We start from the raw sequence: 25648 nt of genomic DNA, 5'->3' as shown, positions 1-25648 counted from the left end.
TCCAAGCTATTGGGTTTCTTTCCAAATAGCACATGGCTCAATTTTAGCTCGTTGTAGCTTATGTCGGTCGCGTTCAGCATCGCGTTTTAAATCGTAAGGTCCAAGCACTACTCGATACCAACTGCTGTTTTCTTTTTTGCGTACTTTACTGTTGATGCCTTGAAAGGCGATATCTAACTTACGAGCTTCCGCTTGCTTCAACGTTTTGTACGCACCACACTGCATTATGTATGGAATGTCAGATTTCTTCTGCTCTTTTGCTTTTACTTCAACTTGGCGGCTTGGCAGCGTTTCAACGTAATCCCACTTTTCCTCTGGAGGAGGGGGAATAGGTTTCGCGGCTTTAGGTTGCGGCTTTGGTTTTGTTACCACTGCAGTGGGAGCTGGTGGCTCTGGGTCTGTGCTAAGCAGATATAATCCATAGCCGAATCCACTGGCGAGTAGGATCGCTAAAAGACCACTACGCCAAGGCTTGCGGCGAGGGGCTGTCTTTTTGGTCGGTTTTTTTGTTCCACGACCGCGTCTTGCATAATCTTTATTGGCCACTGAGCATTTCAACAGTTGATGATTCAACTTTCATGGTAATCCAGATCGCAAGTGGATAACAGTGTAGAAATGGAAGCGGCACATCAAAATGTGCCGCAAAGAAGCGCTTTTCTATTGAATGCGTGGTGGAGCAGTACTTCCGCGAACAATCAGCTCAGTTTCAAGTAAACGAGAGCCGGCTTGAACGTCATTACCTTTCAATACGTCTAGCATCATAAGCATTGCTTGACGGCCAATCTCGTAGCGAGGCTGGGAGATGGTGGTGAGCGGTGGATCGCAGTATTGTGCGAATTTAATGTCATCGAAGCCCACCACTGAAAGATCTTGTGGCACTCGTAGACCTAACTTTTTCGCTTCTTGAATCGCACCGATAGCCATTGCATCGTTGTGACAGAAGATCGCCGTTGGTGGTTCTGGCAGTGCGAGCAGTTGGCGAATCGATTGCGCGCCGGCTTCAAAAGTAAAGTCGCCAACGGTGCTATGAGCAGAGTTCATTGTGATGCCTGCTCGGCGTAGTGCTTGCTGGTAACCTTGTTGACGAAATTGGCAGAGTGTCGCGGACGTTGGACCAGAAATTTGCCCAATGCGTTTATGACCAAGTTGAGTGAGGTAATTAACGGCTTCAAATGCAGACGTTAAGTTATCAATATGAACGGTAGGAAGCTCAAGATCAGGTGCGAACTCACAAGCCATTACCATGGGTGGTAAATTCTTTTGCTCAGGTTTACTTAAATCAAATGGATGGTCCGTACCTAGCAATAACATGCCATCAGCTTGTTTGGTGAACACTAAATTTACAAAAGAGGTCTCACGCTTCTTTTGTTGTCCACTATCGCCAAGTAACACAAGGTATCCGTGTTCAACCGCAGCATCTTCAATCCCACGGATAATTTCCGTAAAGTAAGGGTCACAGATGTCTGGGACAATAGTTACTATGGTTTTAGATTCGTTGCGACGTAAGTTTCTAGCTAACGAGTTAGGTGAGTATCCAGCTTCAAGTACAGCATTTTCAACGCGTTTACGAGTTGAAGATGATACTTTTTCTGGGTTCATAAGCGCTCTTGATACTGTCGCTGTAGAAACCCCTGCAAGCTGGGCAACATCCTTCATTGTCGCCATAAATTAAACCCTCTTTAAATTCCTTTGTATGCCACTGAAATTGACAATCATTCTTCTTCTAATTGATTAACTTCCATGAAAGCAATGCTTACACTTATGTGCTTGAAATATATTATTCATTTAGAGCACATAAAGTTACGGGTAGATTAACAAAAATTACACGACTCGTGTGAAGTAGCTCACGAGAAAACTGAAATCTCTGAAGCACCGCATACTTTTAACTGAGATCTTGAGGCTCTATGTCGATCGACCAGCGTACTTTTTTAGCGGTGGGTAACATATTGATAGCTGGTTTTGCACTTATTAATAACTTTTGCATTAATGAACGAGTCTGAGTTTGTAAAACTAATTGCCAGCGTGATTTTCCCGCACGCTTTGCCAAAGGTGCTGGCGTTGGCCCTAGTACCATACAAAATCCATCATAAAGTGGATGTGCTTCGAGGGTATGACGAACCTGGCGTAAAAAATCTTCTACCAAATATGGGTCATTGGCTTCGGCTCTAAATAACGTCATGAATGTATACGGAGGCAACATCGCCTGTTTACGTTCGGCTAATGCCGTTTGTGCAAAGTGGTTATAGTCTTTGTGCAGTAAAGCTTGCAGCAAGCCATGCTCAGGATGGTGAGTTTGTAAGATCACCTCTCCTGGCTTACTTGCTCGCCCCGCTCGCCCCGCGACTTGAATAAATAATTGAGCAAGCCGCTCTGATGCTCGAAAATCACTGCTGTAAAGTGAGCCATCTACATCGAGGAGGGCAACTAAAGTGACATCCGGAAAGTGATGCCCTTTAGCGAGCATTTGCGTGCCGATAAGTATTTGATACTCACCTTTACGTATGGATTCTAATGCCGCCTCTAAGCTGCCTTTACGACGTGTGCTGTCTCTATCGATTCGTATTGTTTTATAGTCAGGAAATAGGTGCCCCAACTGGGTTTCTAACTGTTCGGTACCCACGCCATGTGTCACTAACTGGGTTGAACCGCAACCTTGGCAATGGTGCACAACATGCTGCTGCGAACCACAATGGTGGCAGCGCATTTCATTACTGTTTTGATGATAGGTGTAATAAGCGTCACAACGTTTACACTCTGCCGTCCAACCGCATTCATGGCACATTAACGCAGGAGAAAAACCGCGGCGGTTTAAAAAGAGCATTACTTGGTTCCCAGACTGCAAATGTCGCTGCATTTCTGCAATCAATGAAGCTGATAATCCACTTTCTAAATATTCCCCCTTCACATCCAAAACTTTATTGGTCGTAGGTAACGCAACCCCCGCTCGGCTGGTTAATCTTAAGTAGTGATATTTACCAATTTGGGCGTTGTGAAGGGTTTCAAATGCTGGTGTGGCAGAGCCGAGTACAACGGGAATCTGTGCTTTGTGTGCGCGCATGATCGCTACATCTCTAGCATGATAACGAAGGCTGTCTTGTTGCTTGTAGGATGCGTCATGTTCTTCATCAACAATGATGATACCCAGATCAGCAAAAGGAGTGAACAGCGCTGAACGAGTGCCTATTACAATTCCTGCTATTTTATCTCTAGCGGAAAGCCAAGCATTAAGGCGTTCAGTATCATTGAGTCCTGAGTGGATTACCTCAACAGGCACATTAAAACGTCTTTTGAAACGATTAATGGTTTGTGGCGTTAAGCCTATTTCAGGAACCAGAACCAGAGCTTGTTTACCTTGCTCTAAAATAGGTTTAATCATGTTCAAGTAAACTTCAGTTTTTCCTGAACCTGTAACACCTTCAAGAAGGAAACAGCCAAAATCGGTTTGGCTATTGACGGTCGCGATTGCAATAGCTTGTTCTTCGTTGAGCTTTGGCTTGTCGTGGTCGTTTTCTAATTCATTAGACCAAGCAATACGCATAGGTTTCTTTTCAAGAGACTCAATCCAGCCTTTCTCTTGTAGTGTTTTTAAAACCGCGCTTCCTACTTCCTCATCAATAAATTCTTGATGAGGCACGGATCCGTTTTCCAGCATTCTCATGACTTTTGCTTGCTTGACTGCGCGCCCAAACCCTTGCATTAACTGGTCTTTACCTTGAGATGTCAGTTGCCATTCAACCAAGGTGGCAAAATCTGCATCTTTACCTTTACGTAAAGCGGTAGGTAAAGCATTAGCGAACGTTTCTCCAAGAGGGTACTGATAAAACTGGCTGCACCAAACTAATAAAGAATAAACAGAGTCAGACCAAACGGGTTGGTTGTCTAACAGCGCTTTAATTGGCTTGAGTTTGTCTAAGCTAAATTCTGATTCATTGACCAGCGCGGTTACTATGCCTGTTAATGTTTGACGCCCAAAAGGTACAGATACGCGACCACCAATAATAGGGAACAGGTGACTAGGTATTTTGTAGTCAAACTGTTTATCTAAAGGGACCGGCAGTGCAACACGGGCGATAGTTGGGCGCATAAAGTGACAGCTTTATTTTGAATAGGAAGTGACGAAACAGTCTAAAGGATAAGGCTAGGAAATTCGAGAAACAGTTTGGTATCGCTTCAGAAAGACTGTGTTTTTTAATGGCTTAGCGATATTGGAGAAGAACGGATATCGGCTTTTAATATAGAAGGGAAAAAAGGTTGGTGAAAAATGTATCAAATCAGTTGATCCTACTTCTCAGATTCATTACTATACTGCGCCTTGAAGGTATGGCTTTGTATCCTTGTGCTATGAAGCGGTGCTTTTAATTATTTTTTTAACTACGTGTGGTGTCCGGCTTAGAATCGGATGGCGACACGGCCTAATTGAGGTTATCCCATGAAGACTGGTATCCACCCAGAATACAAAGCTGTTACAGCTACTTGCTCTTGCGGCAACACATTTGAATTCAACTCTACTCTAGGTAAAGCTGGTATTCACCTAGACGTATGTGACAAATGTCACCCATTCTACACTGGTAAGCAACGTATCGTAGATACTGGCGGCCGTGTTGATCGCTTCAACAAGCGTTTCGGTGCTCTTTCTAGCAAGTAGTAATACTCGCTATTTAGACATCCAAAAGGACACTTCGGTGTCCTTTTTTGTTGCCTGCTATTTAGAGATTTCAACTATCCACTGGTCTTATTAGTAGTCAAATCTCGTTTTTTAGTGAGACTGATAGGTAAACCACCTAGGAACTTTGAAGTACATCTATTAACATGAAGAGGATTCCCCCAAATAATAATATCTTAGGAAACCTACGCTCATGTCAGACGACACTCGCCAGGCTCAATCTTCAAAAGAGCCATTATCAGCAGAAGATAAATTATCTGCTCAAGAACAATTTCGCCAGCAAGCTCTTGATTATCATGAATTCCCTATTCCAGGTAAAATTGCTGTTGAGCTGACTAAGCCAGCAAATTCTGCTGAAGATCTTGCTTTAGCTTACAGCCCTGGTGTGGCTGAACCCGTTCGAGAAATCGCACAAAATGTTGATAACGTTTATAAGTACACGGGTAAAGGCAACATGGTTGCGGTTATCTCTAACGGTACTGCGATTTTAGGTTTAGGTAACCTTGGTCCTATCGCTTCTAAGCCAGTGATGGAAGGTAAAGCTCTTCTGTTTAAACGTTTTGCCGGTTTAGATTCTATCGATATTGAAGTAAAACACCGCACAATCGATGAGTTCGTCGATACAGTAGCGAATATCGCGGATACTTTTGGTGGCATCAATCTAGAAGATATTAAAGCACCAGACTGTTTTGAGATTGAACGTCGTCTTATCGAGCGTTGTGATGTGCCTGTATTCCATGATGACCAACACGGCACTGCAATCGTAACCGCTGCAGGCATGCTGAATGCCATCGAGCTTCAAGGTAAGAAGCTAGAAGAATGTAAGATCGTTTGTTTGGGTGCAGGCGCGGCTGCAGTAGCGTGTATGGAGCTACTGATTAAGTGTGGCGCTCAGCGTGAAAAAATCTACATGCTAGACCGTAAGGGTGTGATCCACACTCGCCGTGATGACCTGAACGAATACAAACAACTTTTTGCTAACAACACAGACAAGCGAACGCTTGAAGATGTGATTGAAGGCGCTGACTTATTCTTGGGTGTATCGGGTCCTAACTTATTGCCTGCGGAATCTTTGAAGCTGATGGCTGATAAGCCTGTTGTGTTTGCATGTTCAAACCCAGACCCAGAAATTAAGCCAGAGCTTGCTCATGAAGTGCGTAATGACTTAATCATGGGTACAGGGCGCAGTGATTACCCGAACCAAGTGAATAACGTGCTTTGCTTCCCATTCATCTTCCGTGGTGCATTAGATGTACGAGCGAGTGAAATCAACGATGAGATGAAGCTGGCAGCAGTAACTGCGATTCGTGAGTTAGCAAAAGAAGAAGTGCCAGCAGAAGTATTAAAGGCGGCGGGTGTTGATGCACTAGCATTTGGTATGGATTACATTATTCCGAAGCCAATGGACCCACGTTTATTACCTCGCGTAGCGAAAGCAGTAGCTGAAGCTGCAGTTGAATCTGGTGTTGCTCGTATCGAGATGCCTGAAAATTATATGGCTTAATGTTACGTCTCTAGCATTGAACTCGTAAAAAAGCCGAATCATGGAAGCATGGTTCGGCTTTTTTGTATCTTGATATAACAAGCTTACGCTTGAAATTCAGAAGTTAGGTTCAAACTATTGTCACAAGCAAATGAAAATATGAAGGGTATAGACGTAATTTATTTTTATTCTTCGTCAAACGCTTCGAATTCGATACCCATTTCTGTCATTAGTTTTTTTACTTCAGCAGGGATATCGTCTGGGCGGTCTTTACGTAGGTCTTCATCCGTAGGTAACGGTTGACCTGTGTAGGCATGAAGAAAGGCTTCACATAGCAATTCACTGTTTGTGGCATGGCGTAAGTTGTTTATCTGACGACGAGTACGTTCATCAGTTAGCACCTTTAATACTTTTAGAGGGATAGAAACCGTAATTTTCTTTACTTGTTCGCTTTTCTTTCCATGCTCAGCATATGGGCTTATGTACTCACCATTCCAATCTGCCATTGTGTACCTTCATCATTTTTGTAGTTAGATTAATTTAGAAGGTGATTTTAGCGGGATTTACCGCCATAAGCAAAGACATATAGACGTCCAGAAGTGTTGACGTCTTATGTTTATGGCAGTAAAGTGAATAACATATATCTAACACAGCTGCAAAACGCCGACAAGCAGCTGTTATATCCTGAACCCAATTTGTAAGGAAACACCTATGAGCAGCCGGAAGCCAGCCACAATTGCCGTTCGAACCGGTATTGAGTCAGACACTCAACACCATGCCGTTGTTCCACCAATTTATCTTTCGACAAATTATGGTTTTCCCGCTTTTGGTGAAGTGCCGAAGTATGACTATACGAGATCGGGTAACCCGAACCGTGGGTTATTAGAAACCGCGCTGTTCGAACTAGAATCAGGAAAAGGTGCCGTTGTGACTAACTGCGGTACATCAGCATTGAACTTGTGGGTGTCTGCATTCCTAGGTGGTGACGATTTAATTGTTGCTCCGCACGACTGTTATGGTGGAACGTACCGACTGTTCAATACTCGCTCTCAAAAAGGGGACTTCAAAGTTCTGTTTGTTGATCAATCTGATCAAGAAGCGTTAGATGCAGCCATCGCTCTTAAACCTAAACTAATATTATTGGAAACGCCTTCTAACCCTCTAGTGCGAGTGGTTGATATTGCAGAAACGTGCCGTAAAGCAAAAGAAGTGGGCGCATTAGTTGCTGTCGATAATACCTTTTTGACACCCGTGTTCCAAAAGCCTCTTGAACTAGGGGCTGATTTCGTTATTCACTCCACAACTAAATATATTAACGGTCATTCAGATGTGATTGGTGGCGTAGTGGTCACTAAAACGGAAGATCATGCAGAAGAATTAGCATGGTGGGGCAACTGTATTGGCGCGACCGGTACTCCATTTGATAGCTACATGACTTTACGTGGCATTCGTACTTTAGGCGCTCGTATGCGTGTACATGAAGAAAGCTCACGTGAAATTTTAACAGCACTCCAGCAACAAAATTTAGTTGGAACGATTTACCACCCAAGCTTACCTGATCACCCTGGTCATGAAATTGCTAAAAAGCAGCAGTTAGGCTTTGGTTCTATGCTGAGCTTTGAGTTTGCCGGGTCGTTTGAAGCGTTGAAGTTTTTTGTTGGTGAGCTAGAGCTGTTCTCGCTGGCTGAATCTTTAGGTGGTGTTGAAAGTTTGATTTGTCATCCTGCTTCTATGACTCACCGTGCAATGGGTGAAGCTGCTTTGGCTGAAGCGGGCGTTTCTCAGCAACTTCTGCGTTTGTCTGTAGGTTTAGAAGACGCAGGCGATCTTATTGAAGATCTAAATCAAGCATTTGTTAAGACACATAACTTCATCGAGAATGGGGAAGCGAGCTAATGAGTATTTTACGCCAACTGCATAAATTTGGTGGAAGTAGTTTAGCGAACCCTGAATGCTATCAACGGGTTGTGAATATCTTAAAAGAATATTCAAGCGCGACAGATTTAGTCGTTGTATCAGCAGCTGGTAAAACGACGAATCGCTTAATTGAATTCTTAGAAGCATTAGACAAAGACGGGCGCTTAGCACATGAATGCCTTCAGTCATTGCGTCAATTTCAGCTGAATCTAATCGAAGAGTTATTAGAAGGCGAACAAGCCACTCATCATATTGGGTTGGTTCAAGCAGAGTTTACGGCATTAGGCGAATTGAATGCTCCCCTGAGTGAAGCACAAAAAGCTCAAGTACTGGGACATGGTGAAGTTTGGTCTTCAAGATTACTTGCTGAACTTCTTTCTCAGAATGACTTACAAGCTATCGCGCAGGACGCTCGTGAATTCTTACGAGCAGAAGCGGGCACACAGCCAGAAGTGGATCGCTCGCGCTCTTACGCCTTAATTAAAGAAGTGTTGGCGCAACATACACATTGCAGAGTTGTGATTACGGGCTTCATGGCACAAAACAGTGAAGGTGAAACCGTTCTTTTAGGTCGTAATGGTTCGGATTACTCTGCAACGGTTATTGGCGCACTAGCTGAAGTCGACCGAGTGACTATTTGGAGCGATGTAGCCGGCGTTTACAGTGCCGACCCTAGACTAGTATCGGATGCGTGTTTATTACCTTTGCTTCGCTTGGATGAAGCGAGTGAATTGGCTCGTCTTGCTGCGCCTGTTTTACATAGCAGAACCTTACAACCTGTCGCTCAAAGTGCGATGGATTTAAGTTTACGTTGCAGCTATCAACCAGAAGCGGGTTCTACCCAAATTGAGCGTGTATTGGCTTCAGGCCGTGGCGCGAAAATTATTACGTCTCTGGATGAAGTTTTACTTATCCAAGTTACATTCGGTCATGGGCATGATTTTGAGCGTTTGACTACCGATGTACTAGAAGGGTTGAAGCGTGCTCAATTAGAGCCGTTAGCGTATGAATTACAGCCAGACCAATATTGTATTCGTTTAGCTTACACTGAAGAAATTGCAGGTGGCGCTTTAGAATACTTACAAGACCATGCGGTCGAAGGTGAGATCAAACTGAAAGAAGGGTTCTCTCTAATCGCAGCAGTTGGTGCTGGTGTGACGAAAAACCCGAACCATTGCTATGGCTTTTATCAGCAGCTTAAAGACTCTCCGGTAGAATTTATCTCAGAAGCCTCTTCTGGTTTAAGCTTAGTGGCGGTCATGCGTAAAGCAGAGACCTCTATTTTAGTTAAAGGTGTGCACACTCAGTTATTCCAAGCACAAAAGCGCGTTGCTATTGCGTTGTGTGGAAAAGGAAACATTGGATCGAGTTGGTTAAGTTTGTTCGCAGAACAAAAAGCTGAACTAGAAAAGCGTCGCGGTATGAGCTTTGATTTAGTGGCTGTGATTGATAGCCAAACGTATTGGTTTGATGAGCAAGGTATCGACCCGACCACTGTACTCACTTGTTTCTCCGATGAAGCTGTAGAAAATAACGGCAGTGATTGGCTGGAGCGTTTAGGTCAAATACAGGGTTATGATGAAGCGGTTGTATTGGATGTAACAGCCAGCAAAGTACTTGCTGATAAATATCTAGATATCGCTAAACAAGGGGTTCACCTGATCTCTGCAAATAAAGTGGCAGGTTCAGCATCCAGTGAATATTATCATCAAGTCCAAGATGCTTTTTCTAAAATTAGTCGCCATTGGTTATACAATGCAACCGTAGGGGCTGGATTACCAATAAATCATACGGTTCGTGATTTACGTGAAAGTGGCGATGACATCATTGCTCTTTCAGGTATCTTCTCTGGTACTTTGTCATGGCTGTTCCAGCAATTTGATGGCAGTGTTCCATTTAGTGAGTTGGTTGATCTCGCATGGCAACAAGGTTTGACTGAACCGGATCCTCGTGCGGATTTAGATGGATCTGATGTGATGCGTAAACTAGTGATCTTAGCGCGTGAATCAGGGCTGAATATTGAACCTGAAAACGTGAAAGTAGAATCTTTGGTGCCGAAAGAGCTACAAGATTTATCTGTTGATGACTTCTTCGATAAAGCCTCATTGCTTAGTGATGAACTAGCAGAACGCTTAACTAAAGCTCAGTCACAACAGAAAGTACTGCGCTATGTTGCTCGTCTTGAAAAAAATGGTAAAGCAACGGTAGGCGTAGAAGCTTTATCTAAAGAACATGCGCTAGCGAACCTATTACCTTGCGATAATATTTTTGCGATCGAGAGCAAATGGTATAAAGATAATCCATTAGTGATTCGTGGTCCGGGCGCTGGTCGAGAGGTGACAGCAGGAGCAATTCAGTCTGATTTGAATCGTATGTCTAGCTTATTTTAGTGCCTTTAATGGTTGATTGTTCTGATTAACCAAGCTGCAATAACTCATAAATATGGCTGAAAGTAGAATTCATTTACTTTCAGCTTTTTTGTTTATTTTCGATGATTATCTATTCTCAAGCTCTGACTTTCTTCTTGAACTTTACTCACGATCTACTTGAAAAAAATTCATAATGGATCGGTTGACATTAAATCGTATTCAATACATTCTTGAGACATATAGACGTCTAAACGTCGCTAAGGATTTGAAAATATTTTAGTGGTTGCTTTTGCCACAGGGAGAGTAAGATGGGATACACGCACGCAGGTCATATCGACGCTTTGAATCAGAATATCGCTGAACTTTCTGACAATATAAACGTGTCATTTGAGTTTTTTCCACCGAGTAGTGAAAAGATGGAAGAAACGCTGTGGAACTCTGTTCACCGCTTGAAAACTCTTCAACCTAAATTTGTTTCAGTGACTTACGGAGCAAACTCTGGCGAACGTGATCGTACCCACTCTATTATTAAAGAAATCAAAAACCAGACTGGTTTGGTGGCAGCGCCACACTTAACGTGTATTGATGCAAGCCGTGATGAACTGATTCAGATTGCTGATGATTATTGGGCGAATGGAATTCAAAGCATTGTTGCATTACGTGGTGATATTCCTGAAGGTGGCGGCGCTCCTGATATGTACGCATCTGACTTAGTTAATTTACTAAAGTCTCGCCATGACTTTGATATTTCTGTAGCAGCTTTCCCTGAAGTTCACCCCGAAGCAAAAAGTGCTCAGTCTGACCTTATCAACTTGAAGCGTAAAGTTGATGCTGGTGCTAACCGTGCTATTACCCAATTCTTCTTTGATGTTGAAAGCTACCTGCGCTTTCGTGACCGTTGTGTGGCTGCTGGAATTGATGTTGAAATCGTACCGGGTATTTTACCAGTGTCTAACTTTAAGCAAGCTTCACGTTTTGCAGCAATGAATAATGTGAAAGTACCAGGCTGGATGGCACAACAGTTCCAAGGCTTGGATGATGATCCAACGACTCGTCAACTTGTAGGTGCTAGCCAAGCGATTGATATGGTTCGCACGCTAAGTCGTGAAGGTGTGAAAGATTTCCACTTCTATACACTGAACCGCGCAGAAATGACCTATGCACTGTGCCATACACTAGGTGTTCGACCACAAGTGGCAGCTATTTAATACAGTTTCACCAGATACAAAAAAGGCTTGGACTCTAAGAGTTCAAGCCTTTTATCTTTTTAGACCGTTGCTATTTAAACAGTTATTCTTTAAACAGTTACTATTTAGTCAGTCGCTATTTAGATAACAGCGATACAGTCAGAATAGGGAATGGCGTTATGCCATTGCACCTAGTTCAAGTAAAACCTCGTCAGCCCACACAATCCATGCTTCACGGATAAGTAGGTTACGACGCAGTGTTAAGCGCTCTAGGCGAGCTTGCTTATCTAATGTCGCTGGTGTCGCGTAGTATGCTGCTTCAATCTCTTTGTAGTGAGAAACTAGCTTACGAGACTCTTCTACAAGTTCAGTCAGTTGAATACGGTATGCATCTGATGGTTGAACAGCACAAGCCATTAGCTTAGCCGAGAACTCATCACGTACAGTTGGGTGCGCAGTTGGTTGTTCAAACCATTCACCTAAGGCGCCACGACCGGCGTCGGTGATAGAATAAACTTTACGATCAGGCTTGCCTTCTTGAGGCTCAAGTACACAAGTTACTTGCTCATTTTGAGCCATTTTATTTAGCTCGCGATAAACTTGCTGGTGGCTTGCTTTCCAGAAGTAACCAATGCTTGATGAGAACTCTTTTGTTATATCGTAACCAGTAGCATCGCGCGTACTTAAAACAGTTAAGATTACGTGTGGTAATGACATGTTTTTAATCCAAATGGTCAATAAACAGTAAACTAATGCTTAAACATCAAGTGTGCTTCTAATGGCACGATATGTTGGTATATGTTTAAGCAACACCAACGTGTTTCGTTGGTTATGTCACCTTATAAAGCCGTTTGTCACCTAGCGTGGTAAGTTTCCTTACCTAGTGCTGTGGAATATTTTGATAGGAGTGTTTTCACAGCGGAGCGGTATTATATCTAAATAATAAGCATAAAGTGGAATACATGGACAGAATAACCCAAAAAACTGATAGAAAACTCAATAGTGGTTATTTTGCAAAATAAAAAGGTCGCACATGGCGACCTTTTGTCTTTTTTTTAGTGTTAATCACTGGCTATCCAGTGTTTCGCATACCCGCTGCAATACCTGCAATCGTCACCATTAGGGCTTCTTCTAGCTCTGGTGGTGGAGTTTCACATTTTCTAGTTCGGTATAGCAGCTCAGCTTGGAGCATGTTTAGTGGCTCGACGTAGATATTACGAAGGCGTATTGATTCAAGTCCCCATGGGTCACTTTGCATCAAGTTTTCGTTATTCTCTACGTTCAACACTGCTTTAATGTCTTTTTGCAGTTGCTCACGAAGTAATTCACCAAGAGGAAGTAGAGATTCATCAACAAGTCGTTGATCGTAGTACTTAGCAATCTCTAAATTACACTTAGAATAAACCATTTCTAGCATACCTAAACGCGTAGAAAAGAATGGCCATTCACGACACATCTCTTCTAAAAGAGCTTGATGACCTTGGTCAATTGAATACTGAATCGCTTCACCAGCACCTAGCCATGCGGGTAAAACTAAGCGGTTTTGACTCCAAGAGAATATCCAAGGGATCGCTCGTAAGCTTTCAACGCCACCATTAGGGTTACGTTTGGCTGGTCGAGAACCAAGAGGCAGTTTGCCTAGCTCTAATTCAGGCGTTGCTTGGCGGAAATAAGGAACAAACTTCTCTTCACCACGAACAACATTACGGTAAGCTTCACAAGACACTTCAGAAAGCACGTTCATTAGATCGCGCCATTCTTGTTTTGGCTCTGGTGGCGGCAGAAGGTTCGCTTCCAAAATAGCACTAGCGTATATATTAAAGCTGTTAACGGCTACTTCAGGTAACCCCAGCTTAAAGCGGATCATTTCACCTTGTTCCGTTACGCGTAACCCACCTTTTAAGCTTTGAGGTGGCTGAGAAAGCAGGGCAGCATGCGCAGGAGCGCCACCACGACCAACTGTTCCTCCACGACCGTGGAATAACGTCAGTTCAATGCCTTCGCCGTCACAGACTTTAACCAGCTTATCCATTGCGTCATATTGAGCCCAGCCTGCAGACATCACACCAGCGTCTTTTGCAGAATCAGAGTAACCAATCATGACCATTTGATGGTTTTGGATAAAGCCTCGGTATAAGTCGATGCCCATTAGTTGCTTGATAACGGCTTCAGAGTTATTTAAGTCATCTAAAGTTTCAAACAACGGACATACATCCATGCGATAAGGGCAGCCAGACTCTTGAAGAAGTAGGTGAACCGCCAGTACATCCGACGCAGTACGAGCCATTGAAATAACGTAAGCACCGAAAGCTTCACGAGGTTGAGCTGCAATAATCTTACAGGTGTCTAAAACCTCTTTAACTTGTTCTGATGGTTCCCATTCTCGTGGAAGAAGAGGGCGTTTAGAACTTAATTCATTGGTTAAGAAAGCAATTTTGTCTTGCTCACTCCATTGGTCATAATCACCAATGCCAAGGTAACGAGTCAGTTCAGAAAGAACATCAGAGTGACGCGTACTTTCTTGACGAACATCTAAGCGAACTAGATGTACTCCAAATGCTTTAATTCGACGTAGGGTATCAAGTAGTGAACCATCCGCGATAACACCCATGCCGCACTCATGCAGGGATTGGTAGCAGGCGTGAAGAGGAACCCAAAGCTGATCAATGTTTTGTAATGTCGGCTTTTTAGGAACGTCAGCGTCATGAATCTCAGCATCTAGTACTTCAAGCGTATCACCAAGAAGTGTGCGTAGACCTTTTAGAATAGCGCGGTAAGCTTCATGCTCATCGCCAGCTAATGCACGAACGGCGTCATTGCATTTCGTCATTGATAACTCAGTGATCAATTCATTGATATCACCTAAGTAAAGATCCGCGGCTTTCCAGCGAGATAAGCGAAGTACTTCTTTAGTAATCGTATGAGTGACAAATGGGTTTCCGTCACGGTCACCACCCATCCAAGAGGAAAAGTGCACAGGGCGAGCGTCAATAGGTAGACCTTCGCCGAAATAGCCTTTAACGCGCTCATCCATGTCACGTAGAAAATCAGGTACCGCTTCCCATAGTGAGTTCTCAACAACAGCAAAGCCCCATTTAGCTTCATCAAGTGGTGTTGGGCGTTGTTGACGAATCACATCTGAGTGCCAACCTTGAGCAATTAACTGCTCTAGACGACGTTCAGTTTTAACTCGTTCTTTGTTTGATAAGTCACTTAGCTCTAGTTTCGATAAACATTCGTTAATTTTAACGAGTTTGTTGATCATCGTACGACGAGTGATTTCGGTTGGGTGCGCAGTCAATACGAGTTCGATATTTAAATCGCGTACTGCTTGTGCCGCATCCAGCTTACTGATGTTGTTTTGGCTAAGCTTTGAAAATAAAGATTGTAGCGCGTCTGGTTCGCAAACGTGCTCTTCACAATGGCGAGAAATAGTATGGTACTGCTCTGCCATGTTTGTGAGATTTAAGAATTGGTTAAATGCGCGAGCTACAGGGGTAAGCTGTTCATTCGGAAGGTTTTTTATTTCTTCAATCAGGCTGTCACGATCAGCTTGGTTACCTGCTCTGGCTGACTTGGAAAGCTTACGGATTGTCTCCACTTTCTCTAAGATTACGTCACCATGTGCGTCTTGGATTGTGTTACCGAGCAAGCGTCCCAGCATGCTTACGTTACTCTTGAGAGCGGCGTATTTCTCGTTCATTGTCATCCTGCCTCGTAAAAAAATTACATCCATTGTTCCTTGCTAAGTACACAATCTAGCGAAAAGTGCTGTATCTAGTCAAATAAAGCATTCTAAGTTTGCAATTATTGGTTTTGGAAAATGAAGAAGTGATAAATTTGTTTTGATGTAGGAATAAATTGAAATTTAATTACAACTTCTATGTAGGTAAGGAAAAAACAGCATAAAAGCGACCTATTTATCGATCGTTTTTATGCGAGTGATATCCATTTTTGTTCTTAACTTAGAAACTGGTAATAACTAGAAACAATATTTACGTATCGATTTACTCAGAACATCAATAGTTGGGTCGATGAAGTCAAAACTTAAGAATTCATCAGGTTGATGAGCCTGATCAATTGAACCTGGTCCTAACACTAGTGTTGGGCAGAGTTCCTGAAGGAAGGGGGCTTCAGTACAGTAATTAACGGTTTCAGAGGCTGTACCACAAACTGACTCCATGCCACCAATAAATGGGTGGTCGTGTTGGCATTCGTATCCTGGAATAGGTTCATGTAATGGAGTGATTTCAATTCGCCCTGGCCATTTAGCTTCTACTTCTTTAAGTGCGCCTCGCAGCATGTTGTCTAAGCCATCTAAGCTTATCCCCGGCAAAGGACGAACATCATAATGCAGTTCACAACAGCCACAGATGCGATTCGCGCTGTCGCCACCATGAATATGACCAAGGTTTAGGGTAGGGCTTGGAATAGCAAAACCTGGGTGATGGTATTCTTTGACTAATTTGTCACGCAGCTGCATTAAAGCAAATAACACTTCATGCATGATTTCGATGGCGTTTACGCCTAAAGCTGGATCTGAAGAGTGACCTGATTTACCGGTTACTCGCACAGCATTGGCAACATGACCTTTATGCCCACGGATTGGCACTAGGCTTGTTGGCTCACCAATGATGCAGTAATCCGGTTTAAAAGGAGCACTTTCAGTAAAATGTCGAGCGCCCAGCATGGTAGTTTCTTCATCACACGTAGCTAAAACATAAAGTGGTTTGGTTTGGTTGCTCCAATCCATTTTCTTTACCGCTTCATAGATGAAAGCGAAAAAGCCTTTCATATCGGCTGTGCCTAATCCGTAGAAGCGATTGTTGTGCTCTGTCAGTGCATGAGGGTCGAAGTTCCAACGTCCTTCATCAAACGGCACCGTGTCGCTGTGCCCTGCAAGCAATAAGCCTCCTTCGCCAGAACCCATCTTTGCGACCATATTATGCTTGCCGGGTTCGACCTCTATTACCTCAACGCTAAAGCCTACATCTTTAAACCATTGAGCCATTTTTTCGATCACTTTTTCGTTGCCATGATCCCAGCTTGGATCGGTCGAGCTAATGGAGTCGGTGGAAATCAGGCCTTTATAGACCTCAAGAAAACTCGGTAATTGCATAATAACTTCACTTCTACTATTGACAGGAAAACCATAAGTCGGTAAAACACATATTAAATCATATTTAATGCATAAGAAATCAAATAAAGCTAAAAATTAAGTATGAATAGTCAAATTTGAAATGTAACTTACCTCAAGAATGGATGTGTTGAGATGCTGAAAACGACGATCATTGGCGCAAGCGGCTACACAGGAGCAGAACTGGCTCTAATGATAAATAGACACCCTGAGCTCACGCTATCAGGTTTATATGTCTCAGCCAATAGTGTAGACGCAGGTAAACCTATTGCGGCACTTCACGGTAAGTTAGCAGGGCTGATTGATATGCCAGTGCAACCGTTAATCAACCCTGAAGAAGTGGCAAAGCAGTCAGATGTAATTTTCTTAGCGACTGCGCATGAAGTAAGTCATGACCTAGCGCCAATCTTTCTAGAGAACGATTGCCAAGTATTCGACCTATCGGGTGCTTTTAGAGTGAAAGGTGAAAACTTTTATCAAGAATTCTACGGTTTCGAGCATCAACATGATCAATGGCTTGATAAAGCTGCTTACGGTTTAGCTGAGTGGAATGAGCAAGAAATCAAAGAAGCTCAATTGGTCGCGGTAGCAGGTTGTTATCCAACAGCATCACAACTGGCAATTAAACCCTTGGTTGAAGCTAATTTGATTGATGAAAACCAATGGCCAGTGATTAACGCGACCAGTGGTGTAACGGGAGCCGGTCGTAAAGCGAGCATGGTGAATAGCTTTTGTGAAGTGAGCTTACAGCCTTATGGCGTTTTTACTCACCGCCACCAGCCAGAGATTGCTGCCCACTTAGGGTGTGATGTGATTTTCACGCCGCACCTTGGAAATTTTAAGCGTGGCATTCTAGCGACTATCACCATGAAACTGGCTGAAGGCGTGACAGAACAACAGATACAAGAAGCTTTTGAGCAAGCTTACCAAGGTAAGCCTGCGGTCAGAATTCTTGAAGATAAGCTACCAAGAATTCAAGACGTTGAAAACACGCCATTTTGCGATTTAGGGTGGAAGGTTCAAGGTCAGCATATCATCGTGGTGTCTGCGATTGATAACTTGTTAAAAGGTGCATCTAGCCAAGCGATGCAGTGTTTAAATTTACGGTATGGCTTTCAGTCATTAACTGCGCTAGTGTAAGGAATCTTGTCATGAGCCTTAATAAACAACCATTAATCATAAAGTTAGGTGGAGCTGCACTGTCTTCTCCTGATACGCTAACTCAAGTATTTGGTGCTATTTCTACTTACCAACAACAAGCTCAGCGTCCAATTGTGATTGTGCATGGTGGCGGTTACCTTGTTGATGACTTGATGAACAAGCTAAACCTTGAAACCGTAAAAAAAGAGGGGCTACGTGTGACCCCTTATGATCAAATTCCATTGATCGCAGGTGCACTTGCAGGCACAGCGAACAAGTTACTTCAAGGTCAAGCGATTAAAGATGGTTTGAATGCTGTTGGTTTGAGTCTCGCTGATGGTGGTTTGTGTAAAGTTAGCGAGTTAAACCCTGAATTGGGTGCTGTAGGTAAAGCTGAGCCGGGTGACTCAACTGTTCTGCAAGCCATTCTTAATGCAGGTGCCCTACCTATTATTAGTTCAATTGGCTTAACGAATGATGGTCAATTAATGAATGTAAATGCAGATCAAGCAGCCGTTGCGGTTGCAGGTGCTTTGGATGCTGAATTGGTGCTGCTTTCTGATGTAAGCGGTGTATTGGATGGCAAAGGTCATTTGATTCCAAGCCTCAACCAACAGCAAGCTGATGACCTTATTACAGGGAAAGTGATTACAGATGGCATGATCGTTAAAGTCCAAGCTGCATTAGAAGCCGCGAACGACCTAGGACGACCAATCGAAGTTGCCACTTGGCGATACCCAGAAAAGCTAACACAACTTTTTTCAGGTAAGAGCATAGGAACACAGTTTTTACCTCAGTAGGTCTCATGGTGAGTCGCTACTTAAAGAATTTTAGACAAAATATTTAGTACAAGCATATAACTATTAAAGTCATTTCCAACGCTGACCGCCATGTGCAGTATGGAAATTAGGAGAAATAAAATGAGCAAAGTTAACGTAAAGAAAGTTGTAGTAGCCTACTCTGGCGGTCTAGACACATCAGTAATCATTCCATGGTTGAAAGAGAATTATGACTGTGAAGTAGTTGCGTTTGTCGCAGATGTTGGCCAAGGCGACGAAGAATTGATTGGCATTGAAGAGAAAGCGATCGCATCTGGTGCTTCTGAGTGTTACATCGCTGACCTTAAAGAAGAGATGGTGGCAGATTACATCTACCCAACACTAAAAACTGGCGCTTACTACGAAGGTAAATACCTGCTAGGTACTTCAATGGCTCGTCCAATCATTGCGAAAGCTCAGGTTGAAGTTGCACGTAAAGTCGGTGCTGACGCTCTATGTCACGGCTGTACCGGTAAGGGTAATGACCAAGTTCGTTTTGAAGGCGCATTTGCTGCACTAGCACCGGATCTACACGTAATTGCACCTTGGCGTGAGTGGGATCTAGTGAGCCGCGAAGAGTGCCTAGATTACCTAGCAGAGCGTAACATTCCTTGTACGGCTTCTCTTACTAAGATTTACTCGCGTGATGCAAACGCATGGCACATCTCTACAGAAGGCGGTGTTCTAGAAAATACATGGAACGCACCTGATGAAGATTGCTGGGCGTGGACTGTAGACCCTGAACAAGCACCAAACGAATCTGAAACAGTGACGCTTAAAGTTGAAAAAGGCGAAGTGGTTGCGGTTGATGGCGAAACAATGACGCCATACAACGCACTGGTTTACCTAAATGAGAAAGGTGCAAAGCACGGTGTTGGTCGTATCGATATAGTAGAAAACCGTCTTGTTGGCATGAAGTCTCGTGGCTGTTATGAAACTCCAGGTGGCACAATTATGATGGAAGCTTTGCGTGCAGTCGAGCAACTGGTTCTTGATAAAGCGGCATTCGAATTCCGTGAAGAGCTAGGTGTTAAAGCTTCTCACCTTGTATACGACGGTCGTTGGTTCACTCCGCTATGTAAGTCAATTCTTGCAGCGACAGAAGAACTAGCACAAGACGTGAATGGTGAAGTGGTTATCAAACTTTACAAAGGTCATGCAACGGTGACTCAGAAGCGTTCTGATAACAGCCTATATTCAGAAGAGTTTGCAACCTTTGGTGAAGATGAAGTTTACGACCAAAGCCATGCTGAAGGTTTCATCCGTCTTTACTCGCTATCAAGCCGTATTCGTGCTCTGAATAGCCAAAAGTAAAACTGAATAAAGACTTAGCTTACCGCTTTAAGCCTACAGTTTGAAAATAGAGATATCTAAGCCCATTTGCTATTTGATTAGTGAATGGGTTTTTTTCTTGGTCAATTTGCTTAGTAAATGGGCATCGGCCTTTTGTATCTAATGACATATAATTCGCATCTCACGCTGTAAAGAATCAATGGATGATCTTTTTGATGAATAAATATGTAAAAATAATGAATTAATACTTTATTTTTAATTTGAATTGCCGTAAGTTTAAACCATCAGAAAAATACTGAATCTTAATCAGAATTATCATTTGCAAAAACAGTGAGCACTGTGCAATTAGGAGATACACAATGGCATTATGGGGCGGTAGATTTACCCAAGCAGCAGATACACGGTTTAAAGATTTTAACGACTCTCTTCGTTTTGATTACCGTCTCGCTGAGCAAGACATTGTGGGCTCAATTGCCTGGTCTAAAGCTCTTCATTCAGTCAATGTTCTAACAGAAGAAGAACAGCAAAGACTGGAGCTTGCACTGAACGAGCTAAAACTTGAAGTGATGGAGGATCCTGAACAGATTCTACGTTCTGATGCAGAAGATATTCACAGTTGGGTGGAGCAACAACTTATCGGTAAAGTCGGTGATTTGGGTAAAAAGCTTCACACTGGCCGTTCTCGTAATGACCAAGTGGCGACAGACCTTAAATTATGGTGTCGTCAGCAAGGTAATCAACTATTGCTAGCGCTTGATCGTCTGCAAAGCCAAATGGTGAACGTTGCTTCTCAGCATCAAGAAACCGTGCTTCCTGGTTATACCCACCTTCAACGTGCTCAGCCGGTAACTTTTGCTCACTGGTGCTTGGCTTACGTTGAAATGCTTGAGCGTGATTACTCTCGTTTAAGTGATGCAATTAAGCGTTTAGATACATGTCCGCTGGGTTCTGGTGCCCTTGCCGGAACCGCTTACCCGATGGACCGTGAAGAGTTAGCTCACAACTTAGGTTTCCGTCGTGCAACACGTAACTCTCTAGATTCGGTATCTGACCGTGATCATGTGATGGAGCTGATGTCGATAGCTTCTATCTCTATGCTTCACCTTTCGCGTCTTGCAGAAGATATGATTTTTTACAACTCAGGTGAATCAAACTTCATCGAGTTAGCAGATACAGTGACATCAGGTTCATCTTTGATGCCACAAAAGAAAAACCCAGATGCGCTAGAACTTATCCGTGGTAAAACTGGCCGTGTATACGGTTCATTAGCAGCAATGATGATGACAGTGAAAGCATTGCCTTTGGCATACAACAAAGATATGCAAGAAGATAAAGAAGGTCTGTTTGACGCTTTAGACACTTGGAATGATTGTATGGAAATGGCGGCTCTTTGTTTTGACGGCATTAAAGTGAACGGCGAACGTACACTTGAAGCGGCGAAACAAGGTTACGCAAACTCTACAGAATTGGCTGATTACCTTGTAGCGAAAGGCATTCCGTTCCGTGAAGCTCACCACATTGTGGGTGTGACGGTTGTCGCTGCAATTTCAAAAGGCTGTGCACTAGAAGAATTAACCATCGCAGAGATGAAAGAGTTCTCTGAGGTGATAGAAGATGATGTTTACGACATCTTAACCATTGAATCTTGTTTAGAAAAGCGTAGCGCATTGGGCGGCGTTTCTCCTAAACAAGTGGCTTATGCTGTAGACCAAGCTGAGAAGCGTTTATCGCAGCGTGATACTTCAATTGTGAAAGTGCGTCCAGCTCGTCTAACCGATATTGAAGCACTGGAAGGCATGGTGGCTTACTGGGCTAACATGGGTGAAAACCTCCCTCGTTCCCGTAATGAGTTGGTGCGCGATATCGGTTCGTTTGCGGTCGCTGAACATCACGGCGAGGTGACAGGTTGTGCATCACTCTACGTATATGATTCTGGCCTAGCTGAAATTCGTTCACTCGGTGTTGAAGCTGGGTGGCAAGGTCAAGGGCAGGGTACTGCGATAGTTCAACACCTTGTTGATAAAGCGCGCCAAATGGCGATTAAGAAAGTGTTTGTACTGACTCGTACCCCTGAGTTCTTTATGAAGCATGACTTCTTACCAACATCTAAGTCATTGTTGCCTGAGAAAGTTCTGAAAGATTGTGACCAATGCCCTCGCCAGCATGCTTGTGATGAAGTTGCATTGGAAGTGAATTTAGTTGAGCAGATTATCGCTAAAGTTAACGTCGCATAAGGTATTGATTTTATTATGCCTAAATAAAAGATCAAAAATCTGATCTTTTTTGGGAACAAATTAAGAAAAGTCCGGTCTATTAAAGTACCACTGCTTTTTCTTAGATTTATCTAAGAAAGCCCCAAAATCGATTGGTTTTGGGGCTTTTTTCTATCTGTCGTTTGTTAATCTGTCTATTTATCTTTTTAGTGTTTATCGACGAGTTATTTAGCGTTTCTTTTTCCAAGAGGAAGGATTACAAATTTCATCACTAAATGAATGCTTAACAATCCGCTAAACGCACAAGCTGCCATCATCAACGCAATGGCATTAATTGTTTTTGGATCTTCTTTGAAAAATAACCACCATACGCCCCAGCTAAGAATAGATAACACTGTGAGTTGATTCATACAGCGTTGGCAGCGGCCAAGTTTCTGTGTGATTTTTTCAGTTTTATTGCATCTAACACATGTCATATTAGGTTTAATTCGCGTTATGCTTATTGCCTAGATAATAACACGTCATCGGATTTTTAATTACGGTGGCTTAGAGAGAGAAAGTTGATGATTGAGCGCCAAGAAACGAAGCAACGTATGAGCCGTATTGTGAAGCACAATGGGACGATCTATTTATGTGGTCAAGTGTGTGCCGATGCTACTCAAGGCATTAAAGAGCAAACTCAAACCATGCTTGATAAAGTGGAAGCTCTACTTGAACAAGCTGGTAGTGACAAAGAGCATATGCTGTCAGCGACTATCTATATTAAAACTATGGATGATTTCCAAGAAATGAACGCTGTCTGGGATGCATGGGTTCCTGAAGGCCATGCACCTGCACGTGCATGTGTTACTGCAGATATGGCTCGTGAAGCATTATTGGTTGAAATCTCTGTGGTTGCCGCTGAGAAATAATAGTTTTTCTAGCGGATAAAAATACAAAAAGGAAAGCTCATGGCTTTCCTTTTTAGTATCTAATCGTTGCTCGCAGATCAAGCTGCTATTTTTCGAGTGAACTGAGATTAACAGCCAGGACCACAATCTAGACAGTGTTTCACCATCTCAGGGCCAAGGTGCAGTTTCGCATTCAAATCACGTAGAGCTGTTCGTACACCTTCTTCAATTACTGGGTGGTAGAACGGCATATCTAGCATTTCAGAAACCGTCATCTTGTTCTGGTGTGCCCATGCTAATAAGTGAGCCAAGTGTTCTGCATTTGGTCCCATCATTTCAGCACCAAGGAAGCGCCCTGTACCTTGCTCACCGTATACGTGCAAAATACCTTTGTTGCGTAGCATCACTCGGGAACGACCTTGGTTCTCGAAAGACACTTCACCTGTTGCGAAACAACCACATGTGCCTAAGCGAGTAGTGATCTCTTTGTACGTTTCGCCAACCATCGCGATTTGCGGGTCAGAGAATACCGCTGAGATTTTAGAGCGGCGTAGACCTGCACGAATCTCAGGGAATCGACCTGCGTTGTCACCAGCAATACGTGCTTGGTCTGCTGCTTCATGCAGAAGAGGCAGTTGGTTGCTTGCGTCACCTGCGATAAATACAGATGGTAGTGATGTTTGTAGCGTGTAGTGATCGGCGATTGGTACACCACGTTCATCAAGCTCAAGAGAAGTGTTCTCTAGCCCCAGTTTGTCTGTGTTAGGACGACGACCTGTTGCTGCTAGTACGTATTCAACGACGTTAGTTTCTAGTTCACCTTGTTTATTGATGAACTGGATTTCGACACGTGGCTCACCTGATTCAGTAGTAATACGTATCATACTTTCGATTTTTACATCAGCATCTAGATAGAACTCTTCATTGAAGGCTTTGTCTGCGTAAGCCATGATCTCTGGGTCGGTTACAGGACCCACTTGACCACCTAAACCGAATAGCTTTGTCTTCACACCTAAGCGGTGTAGTGATTGACCAAGCTCTAGACCAATAACACCAGGGCCAAATACCGCAACCGATTCTGGTAAGTCATCCCAACTGAATACGTCATCGTTAATGATCAGACGATCACCCAGTTCATTCCAAACTGCAGGGTATGCAGGGCGAGAACCTGTTGCAATAACAATGCGTTTAGCGGTCACAACGGTATGGTCATCAATCTGTAGTGTGTTGTCGTCTAAAAATTTTGCGTAACCAGAGATCTTGTCTTGCTCTGGGATTTCATCAACACCTTCTAAAACAAAACCAACAAAACGGTCACGCTCAAACTTCACTCGGTCCATCACTTCACGACCGTTAATCACGATATCACCTTGTGGGTGAACGCCAAAAGCCGGAGCTTTCTCTATTTGGTGTACGCTTTCTGCGGCTGCAATAAGCAGTTTAGATGGCATACAACCAACACGAGCACAGGTTGTACCGTAAGGACCGCCTTCAATCATCACAACACTGTCAGTGTGTGCTTTTGCAGCGCGGTAAGAACCTAGACCTGCTGTACCGCCCCCGATAACTGCTACATCTACATTGACTTGTTTCATAATAATTTTCTCGCAATGGCTAAATTTAGTTTGAACGAACCCCTCCAACTCTGATGACTTTTTGAGAGTTAGGATTGCGGGTCAGTTTTGTGATTTTGTTTATTAGGTGTAGCTAACCCACAAGAGGGTGGGTTAGCTGGTATCGCTTAAGTTATTTAAAGGTTTAAGCGATTATTAGCGACTAAGCAATTAAGCTAGGAAAGCTTCTAGTTCTTCGCTACCACCGATGTGTTTGCCACCGATGAATACTTGAGGAACTGTTGTGCGACCAGAGATTGCACGTAGGCTTACTGTTGTTGCGTCTTTACCTAGAACCACTTCTTCGTAGTTTAGACCTTTGTCGATTAGGTTTTGTTTCGCTTTCATACAGAAAGGACAGCCTGGCTTAGTGAATACTGTGATTGACTCTTGCTCTTTGTGTTCAGGAGCAAGGTAGTTAAGCATAGTATCAGCATCAGAAACCTTGAACGGGTCGCCTGGTACGTCTTCTTCGATGAACATTTTTTCTACCACGCCGTTTTTAACCAGCATGCTGTAACGCCATGAACGTTTGCCGAAGCCGATGTCGTTTTTCTCAACTAGCATACCCATGCCGTCTGTGAAGTCACCGTTGCCATCTGGGATGAATGTGATTTTTTCAGCTTCTTGGTCTGCTTTCCATGCGTTCATTACGAACGTGTCGTTTACAGAAACACAAAGGATGTCATCAACGCCGTTTTCTTTGAACACTGAGTGCAGTTCATTGTAACGAGGTAGGTGGCTTGAAGAACAGGTTGGTGTAAACGCGCCTGGTAGGCTGAATACGATAACTGTCTTGTCTTTGAATAGCTCTTCCGTCGTTACGTTAACCCATGCATCGCCTTGGCGAGTTGGGAATGTTACTTGAGGGATTGATTGACCTTCTTTAGATGCAAACATATTGATTTCCTTAAATAGTATTTTT

General features: G+C 43.3%; 20 protein-coding genes. 10 read left to right on the top strand and 10 right to left on the bottom strand.

Going from position 1 to position 25648, the window contains the following annotated elements; all coding sequences use genetic code 11:
- Nucleotides 1–6: 6 nt before the first annotated feature.
- The 3 genes from ftsN to priA all read right to left on the bottom strand — a co-directional run bounded on the left by ftsN (nt 7) and on the right by priA (nt 4084).
- Nucleotides 7–546, bottom strand: coding sequence for a cell division protein FtsN (ftsN, locus tag F0226_RS07325; RefSeq protein ID WP_171735032.1), 540 nt, complete (start codon nt 544–546; stop codon nt 7–9).
- Between the two features lie 111 nt (nt 547–657).
- Nucleotides 658–1665 (bottom strand): DNA-binding transcriptional regulator CytR, encoded by a 1008-nt coding sequence (cytR, locus tag F0226_RS07320; RefSeq protein WP_171735031.1) that lies wholly within the window; start codon nt 1663–1665, stop codon nt 658–660.
- Nucleotides 1666–1882: 217 nt separating this feature from the next.
- Complete coding sequence (priA, locus tag F0226_RS07315; RefSeq protein WP_171735030.1) at nt 1883–4084, bottom strand: primosomal protein N'; 2202 nt, start codon at nt 4082–4084, stop codon at nt 1883–1885.
- Between the two features lie 345 nt (nt 4085–4429).
- Here priA and rpmE point away from each other — a divergent pair, with 345 nt between their 5' ends.
- Both rpmE and F0226_RS07305 read left to right on the top strand, forming a co-directional pair.
- A complete protein-coding gene (gene rpmE / locus F0226_RS07310) occupies nt 4430–4645 on the top strand; it encodes a 50S ribosomal protein L31 (protein ID WP_171735029.1) in 216 nt (71 codons plus the stop codon).
- A 211-nt stretch (nt 4646–4856) separates the two neighbouring features.
- Nucleotides 4857–6167 carry a malic enzyme-like NAD(P)-binding protein gene (locus F0226_RS07305; protein ID WP_171735028.1) on the top strand — a complete coding sequence of 437 codons (1311 nt, stop codon included), beginning with the start codon at nt 4857–4859 and terminating at the stop codon, nt 6165–6167.
- A gap of 164 nt (nt 6168–6331) precedes the next feature.
- On the opposite strand, the gene metJ is transcribed toward F0226_RS07305, so the two are convergent.
- A complete protein-coding gene (gene metJ / locus F0226_RS07300; RefSeq protein ID WP_004415993.1) occupies nt 6332–6652 on the bottom strand; it encodes a met regulon transcriptional regulator MetJ in 321 nt (106 codons plus the stop codon).
- Between the two features lie 205 nt (nt 6653–6857).
- Between metJ and F0226_RS07295 the strand changes: the two genes are divergently transcribed.
- The 3 genes from F0226_RS07295 (at nt 6858) to metF (ending at nt 11640) form a co-directional block, all read left to right on the top strand.
- Nucleotides 6858–8042 (top strand): O-succinylhomoserine (thiol)-lyase, encoded by a 1185-nt coding sequence (locus F0226_RS07295; protein WP_171735027.1) that lies wholly within the window; start codon nt 6858–6860, stop codon nt 8040–8042.
- Entirely contained in the window at nt 8042–10453 is a 2412-nt protein-coding gene (locus F0226_RS07290) for a bifunctional aspartate kinase/homoserine dehydrogenase II (RefSeq protein ID WP_171735026.1), read from the top strand. Before F0226_RS07295 ends, F0226_RS07290 begins: the two co-directional genes overlap by 1 nt.
- Nucleotides 10454–10740: 287 nt before the next feature.
- The gene (gene metF, locus F0226_RS07285; RefSeq protein ID WP_171735025.1) at nt 10741–11640 is read left to right on the top strand and encodes a methylenetetrahydrofolate reductase; all 900 of its coding nucleotides are present in this window, start codon (nt 10741–10743) and stop codon (nt 11638–11640) included.
- 156 nt (nt 11641–11796) lie between these two features.
- Here metF and F0226_RS07280 read toward each other — a convergent pair whose 3' ends face one another.
- The 3 genes from F0226_RS07280 to argE form a co-directional block, all read right to left on the bottom strand.
- On the bottom strand, nt 11797–12336 hold the full coding sequence (locus tag F0226_RS07280; RefSeq protein WP_137375078.1) for a PadR family transcriptional regulator: 540 nt from the start codon (nt 12334–12336) through the stop codon (nt 11797–11799).
- A gap of 355 nt (nt 12337–12691) precedes the next feature.
- Nucleotides 12692–15322 (bottom strand): phosphoenolpyruvate carboxylase, encoded by a 2631-nt coding sequence (gene ppc, locus F0226_RS07275; RefSeq protein ID WP_171735024.1) that lies wholly within the window; start codon nt 15320–15322, stop codon nt 12692–12694.
- A gap of 279 nt (nt 15323–15601) precedes the next feature.
- On the bottom strand, nt 15602–16738 hold the full coding sequence (argE, locus tag F0226_RS07270; protein WP_171735023.1) for an acetylornithine deacetylase: 1137 nt from the start codon (nt 16736–16738) through the stop codon (nt 15602–15604).
- Between the two features lie 153 nt (nt 16739–16891).
- Between argE and argC the strand changes: the two genes are divergently transcribed.
- The 4 genes from argC to argH all read left to right on the top strand — a co-directional run bounded on the left by argC (nt 16892) and on the right by argH (nt 22241).
- The gene (gene argC, locus F0226_RS07265) at nt 16892–17896 is read left to right on the top strand and encodes an N-acetyl-gamma-glutamyl-phosphate reductase (RefSeq protein ID WP_171735022.1); all 1005 of its coding nucleotides are present in this window, start codon (nt 16892–16894) and stop codon (nt 17894–17896) included.
- Nucleotides 17897–17907: 11 nt separating this feature from the next.
- Nucleotides 17908–18696 carry an acetylglutamate kinase gene (gene argB, locus F0226_RS07260; protein WP_171735021.1) on the top strand — a complete coding sequence of 263 codons (789 nt, stop codon included), beginning with the start codon at nt 17908–17910 and terminating at the stop codon, nt 18694–18696.
- Between the two features lie 120 nt (nt 18697–18816).
- A complete protein-coding gene (locus F0226_RS07255; protein WP_171735020.1) occupies nt 18817–20028 on the top strand; it encodes an argininosuccinate synthase in 1212 nt (403 codons plus the stop codon).
- Nucleotides 20029–20366: 338 nt separating this feature from the next.
- The gene (gene argH / locus F0226_RS07250; RefSeq protein WP_171735019.1) at nt 20367–22241 is read left to right on the top strand and encodes an argininosuccinate lyase; all 1875 of its coding nucleotides are present in this window, start codon (nt 20367–20369) and stop codon (nt 22239–22241) included.
- Between the two features lie 203 nt (nt 22242–22444).
- On the opposite strand, the gene F0226_RS07245 is transcribed toward argH, so the two are convergent.
- Nucleotides 22445–22696, bottom strand: coding sequence for a DUF3624 domain-containing protein (locus tag F0226_RS07245; protein WP_171735018.1), 252 nt, complete (start codon nt 22694–22696; stop codon nt 22445–22447).
- Between the two features lie 87 nt (nt 22697–22783).
- On the opposite strand from F0226_RS07245, the gene F0226_RS07240 reads away from it, so the two are divergent.
- Entirely contained in the window at nt 22784–23131 is a 348-nt protein-coding gene (locus F0226_RS07240) for a RidA family protein (RefSeq protein WP_171735017.1), read from the top strand.
- A gap of 107 nt (nt 23132–23238) precedes the next feature.
- On the opposite strand, the gene F0226_RS07235 is transcribed toward F0226_RS07240, so the two are convergent.
- On the bottom strand, nt 23239–24705 hold the full coding sequence (locus tag F0226_RS07235) for a dihydrolipoyl dehydrogenase (RefSeq protein ID WP_171735016.1): 1467 nt from the start codon (nt 24703–24705) through the stop codon (nt 23239–23241).
- 189 nt (nt 24706–24894) lie between these two features.
- The gene (locus tag F0226_RS07230; protein WP_171735015.1) at nt 24895–25623 is read right to left on the bottom strand and encodes a glutathione peroxidase; all 729 of its coding nucleotides are present in this window, start codon (nt 25621–25623) and stop codon (nt 24895–24897) included.
- Nucleotides 25624–25648: the final 25 nt, after the last annotated feature.

It is taken from the genome of Vibrio sp. 99-70-13A1, assembly GCF_013114625.1.
Taxonomy (GTDB): Bacteria; Pseudomonadota; Gammaproteobacteria; order Enterobacterales; family Vibrionaceae; genus Vibrio.
The sequence above is the reverse complement of the archived record's forward strand: the minus strand, read 5'-3'. Positions and strand labels throughout refer to the sequence as shown.

Excerpts from the sequence above, each read along its gene's own strand:
- cytR (WP_171735031.1), bottom strand. The coding sequence starts at position 1,665 with ATGGCGACAATGAAGGATGTTGCCCAGCTTGCAGGGGTTTCTACAGCG.
- priA (WP_171735030.1), bottom strand. The coding sequence starts at position 4,084 with ATGCGCCCAACTATCGCCCGTGTTGCACTGCCGGTCCCTTTAGATAAA.
- rpmE (WP_171735029.1), top strand. The coding sequence starts at position 4,430 with ATGAAGACTGGTATCCACCCAGAATACAAAGCTGTTACAGCTACTTGC.
- F0226_RS07305 (WP_171735028.1), top strand. The coding sequence starts at position 4,857 with ATGTCAGACGACACTCGCCAGGCTCAATCTTCAAAAGAGCCATTATCA.
- metJ (WP_004415993.1), bottom strand. The coding sequence starts at position 6,652 with ATGGCAGATTGGAATGGTGAGTACATAAGCCCATATGCTGAGCATGGA.
- F0226_RS07295 (WP_171735027.1), top strand. The coding sequence starts at position 6,858 with ATGAGCAGCCGGAAGCCAGCCACAATTGCCGTTCGAACCGGTATTGAG.
- F0226_RS07290 (WP_171735026.1), top strand. The coding sequence starts at position 8,042 with ATGAGTATTTTACGCCAACTGCATAAATTTGGTGGAAGTAGTTTAGCG.
- metF (WP_171735025.1), top strand. The coding sequence starts at position 10,741 with ATGGGATACACGCACGCAGGTCATATCGACGCTTTGAATCAGAATATC.
- F0226_RS07280 (WP_137375078.1), bottom strand. The coding sequence starts at position 12,336 with ATGTCATTACCACACGTAATCTTAACTGTTTTAAGTACGCGCGATGCT.
- ppc (WP_171735024.1), bottom strand. The coding sequence starts at position 15,322 with ATGAACGAGAAATACGCCGCTCTCAAGAGTAACGTAAGCATGCTGGGA.
- argE (WP_171735023.1), bottom strand. The coding sequence starts at position 16,738 with ATGCAATTACCGAGTTTTCTTGAGGTCTATAAAGGCCTGATTTCCACC.
- argC (WP_171735022.1), top strand. The coding sequence starts at position 16,892 with ATGCTGAAAACGACGATCATTGGCGCAAGCGGCTACACAGGAGCAGAA.
- argB (WP_171735021.1), top strand. The coding sequence starts at position 17,908 with ATGAGCCTTAATAAACAACCATTAATCATAAAGTTAGGTGGAGCTGCA.
- F0226_RS07255 (WP_171735020.1), top strand. The coding sequence starts at position 18,817 with ATGAGCAAAGTTAACGTAAAGAAAGTTGTAGTAGCCTACTCTGGCGGT.
- argH (WP_171735019.1), top strand. The coding sequence starts at position 20,367 with ATGGCATTATGGGGCGGTAGATTTACCCAAGCAGCAGATACACGGTTT.
- F0226_RS07245 (WP_171735018.1), bottom strand. The coding sequence starts at position 22,696 with ATGACATGTGTTAGATGCAATAAAACTGAAAAAATCACACAGAAACTT.
- F0226_RS07240 (WP_171735017.1), top strand. The coding sequence starts at position 22,784 with ATGATTGAGCGCCAAGAAACGAAGCAACGTATGAGCCGTATTGTGAAG.
- F0226_RS07235 (WP_171735016.1), bottom strand. The coding sequence starts at position 24,705 with ATGAAACAAGTCAATGTAGATGTAGCAGTTATCGGGGGCGGTACAGCA.
- F0226_RS07230 (WP_171735015.1), bottom strand. The coding sequence starts at position 25,623 with ATGTTTGCATCTAAAGAAGGTCAATCAATCCCTCAAGTAACATTCCCA.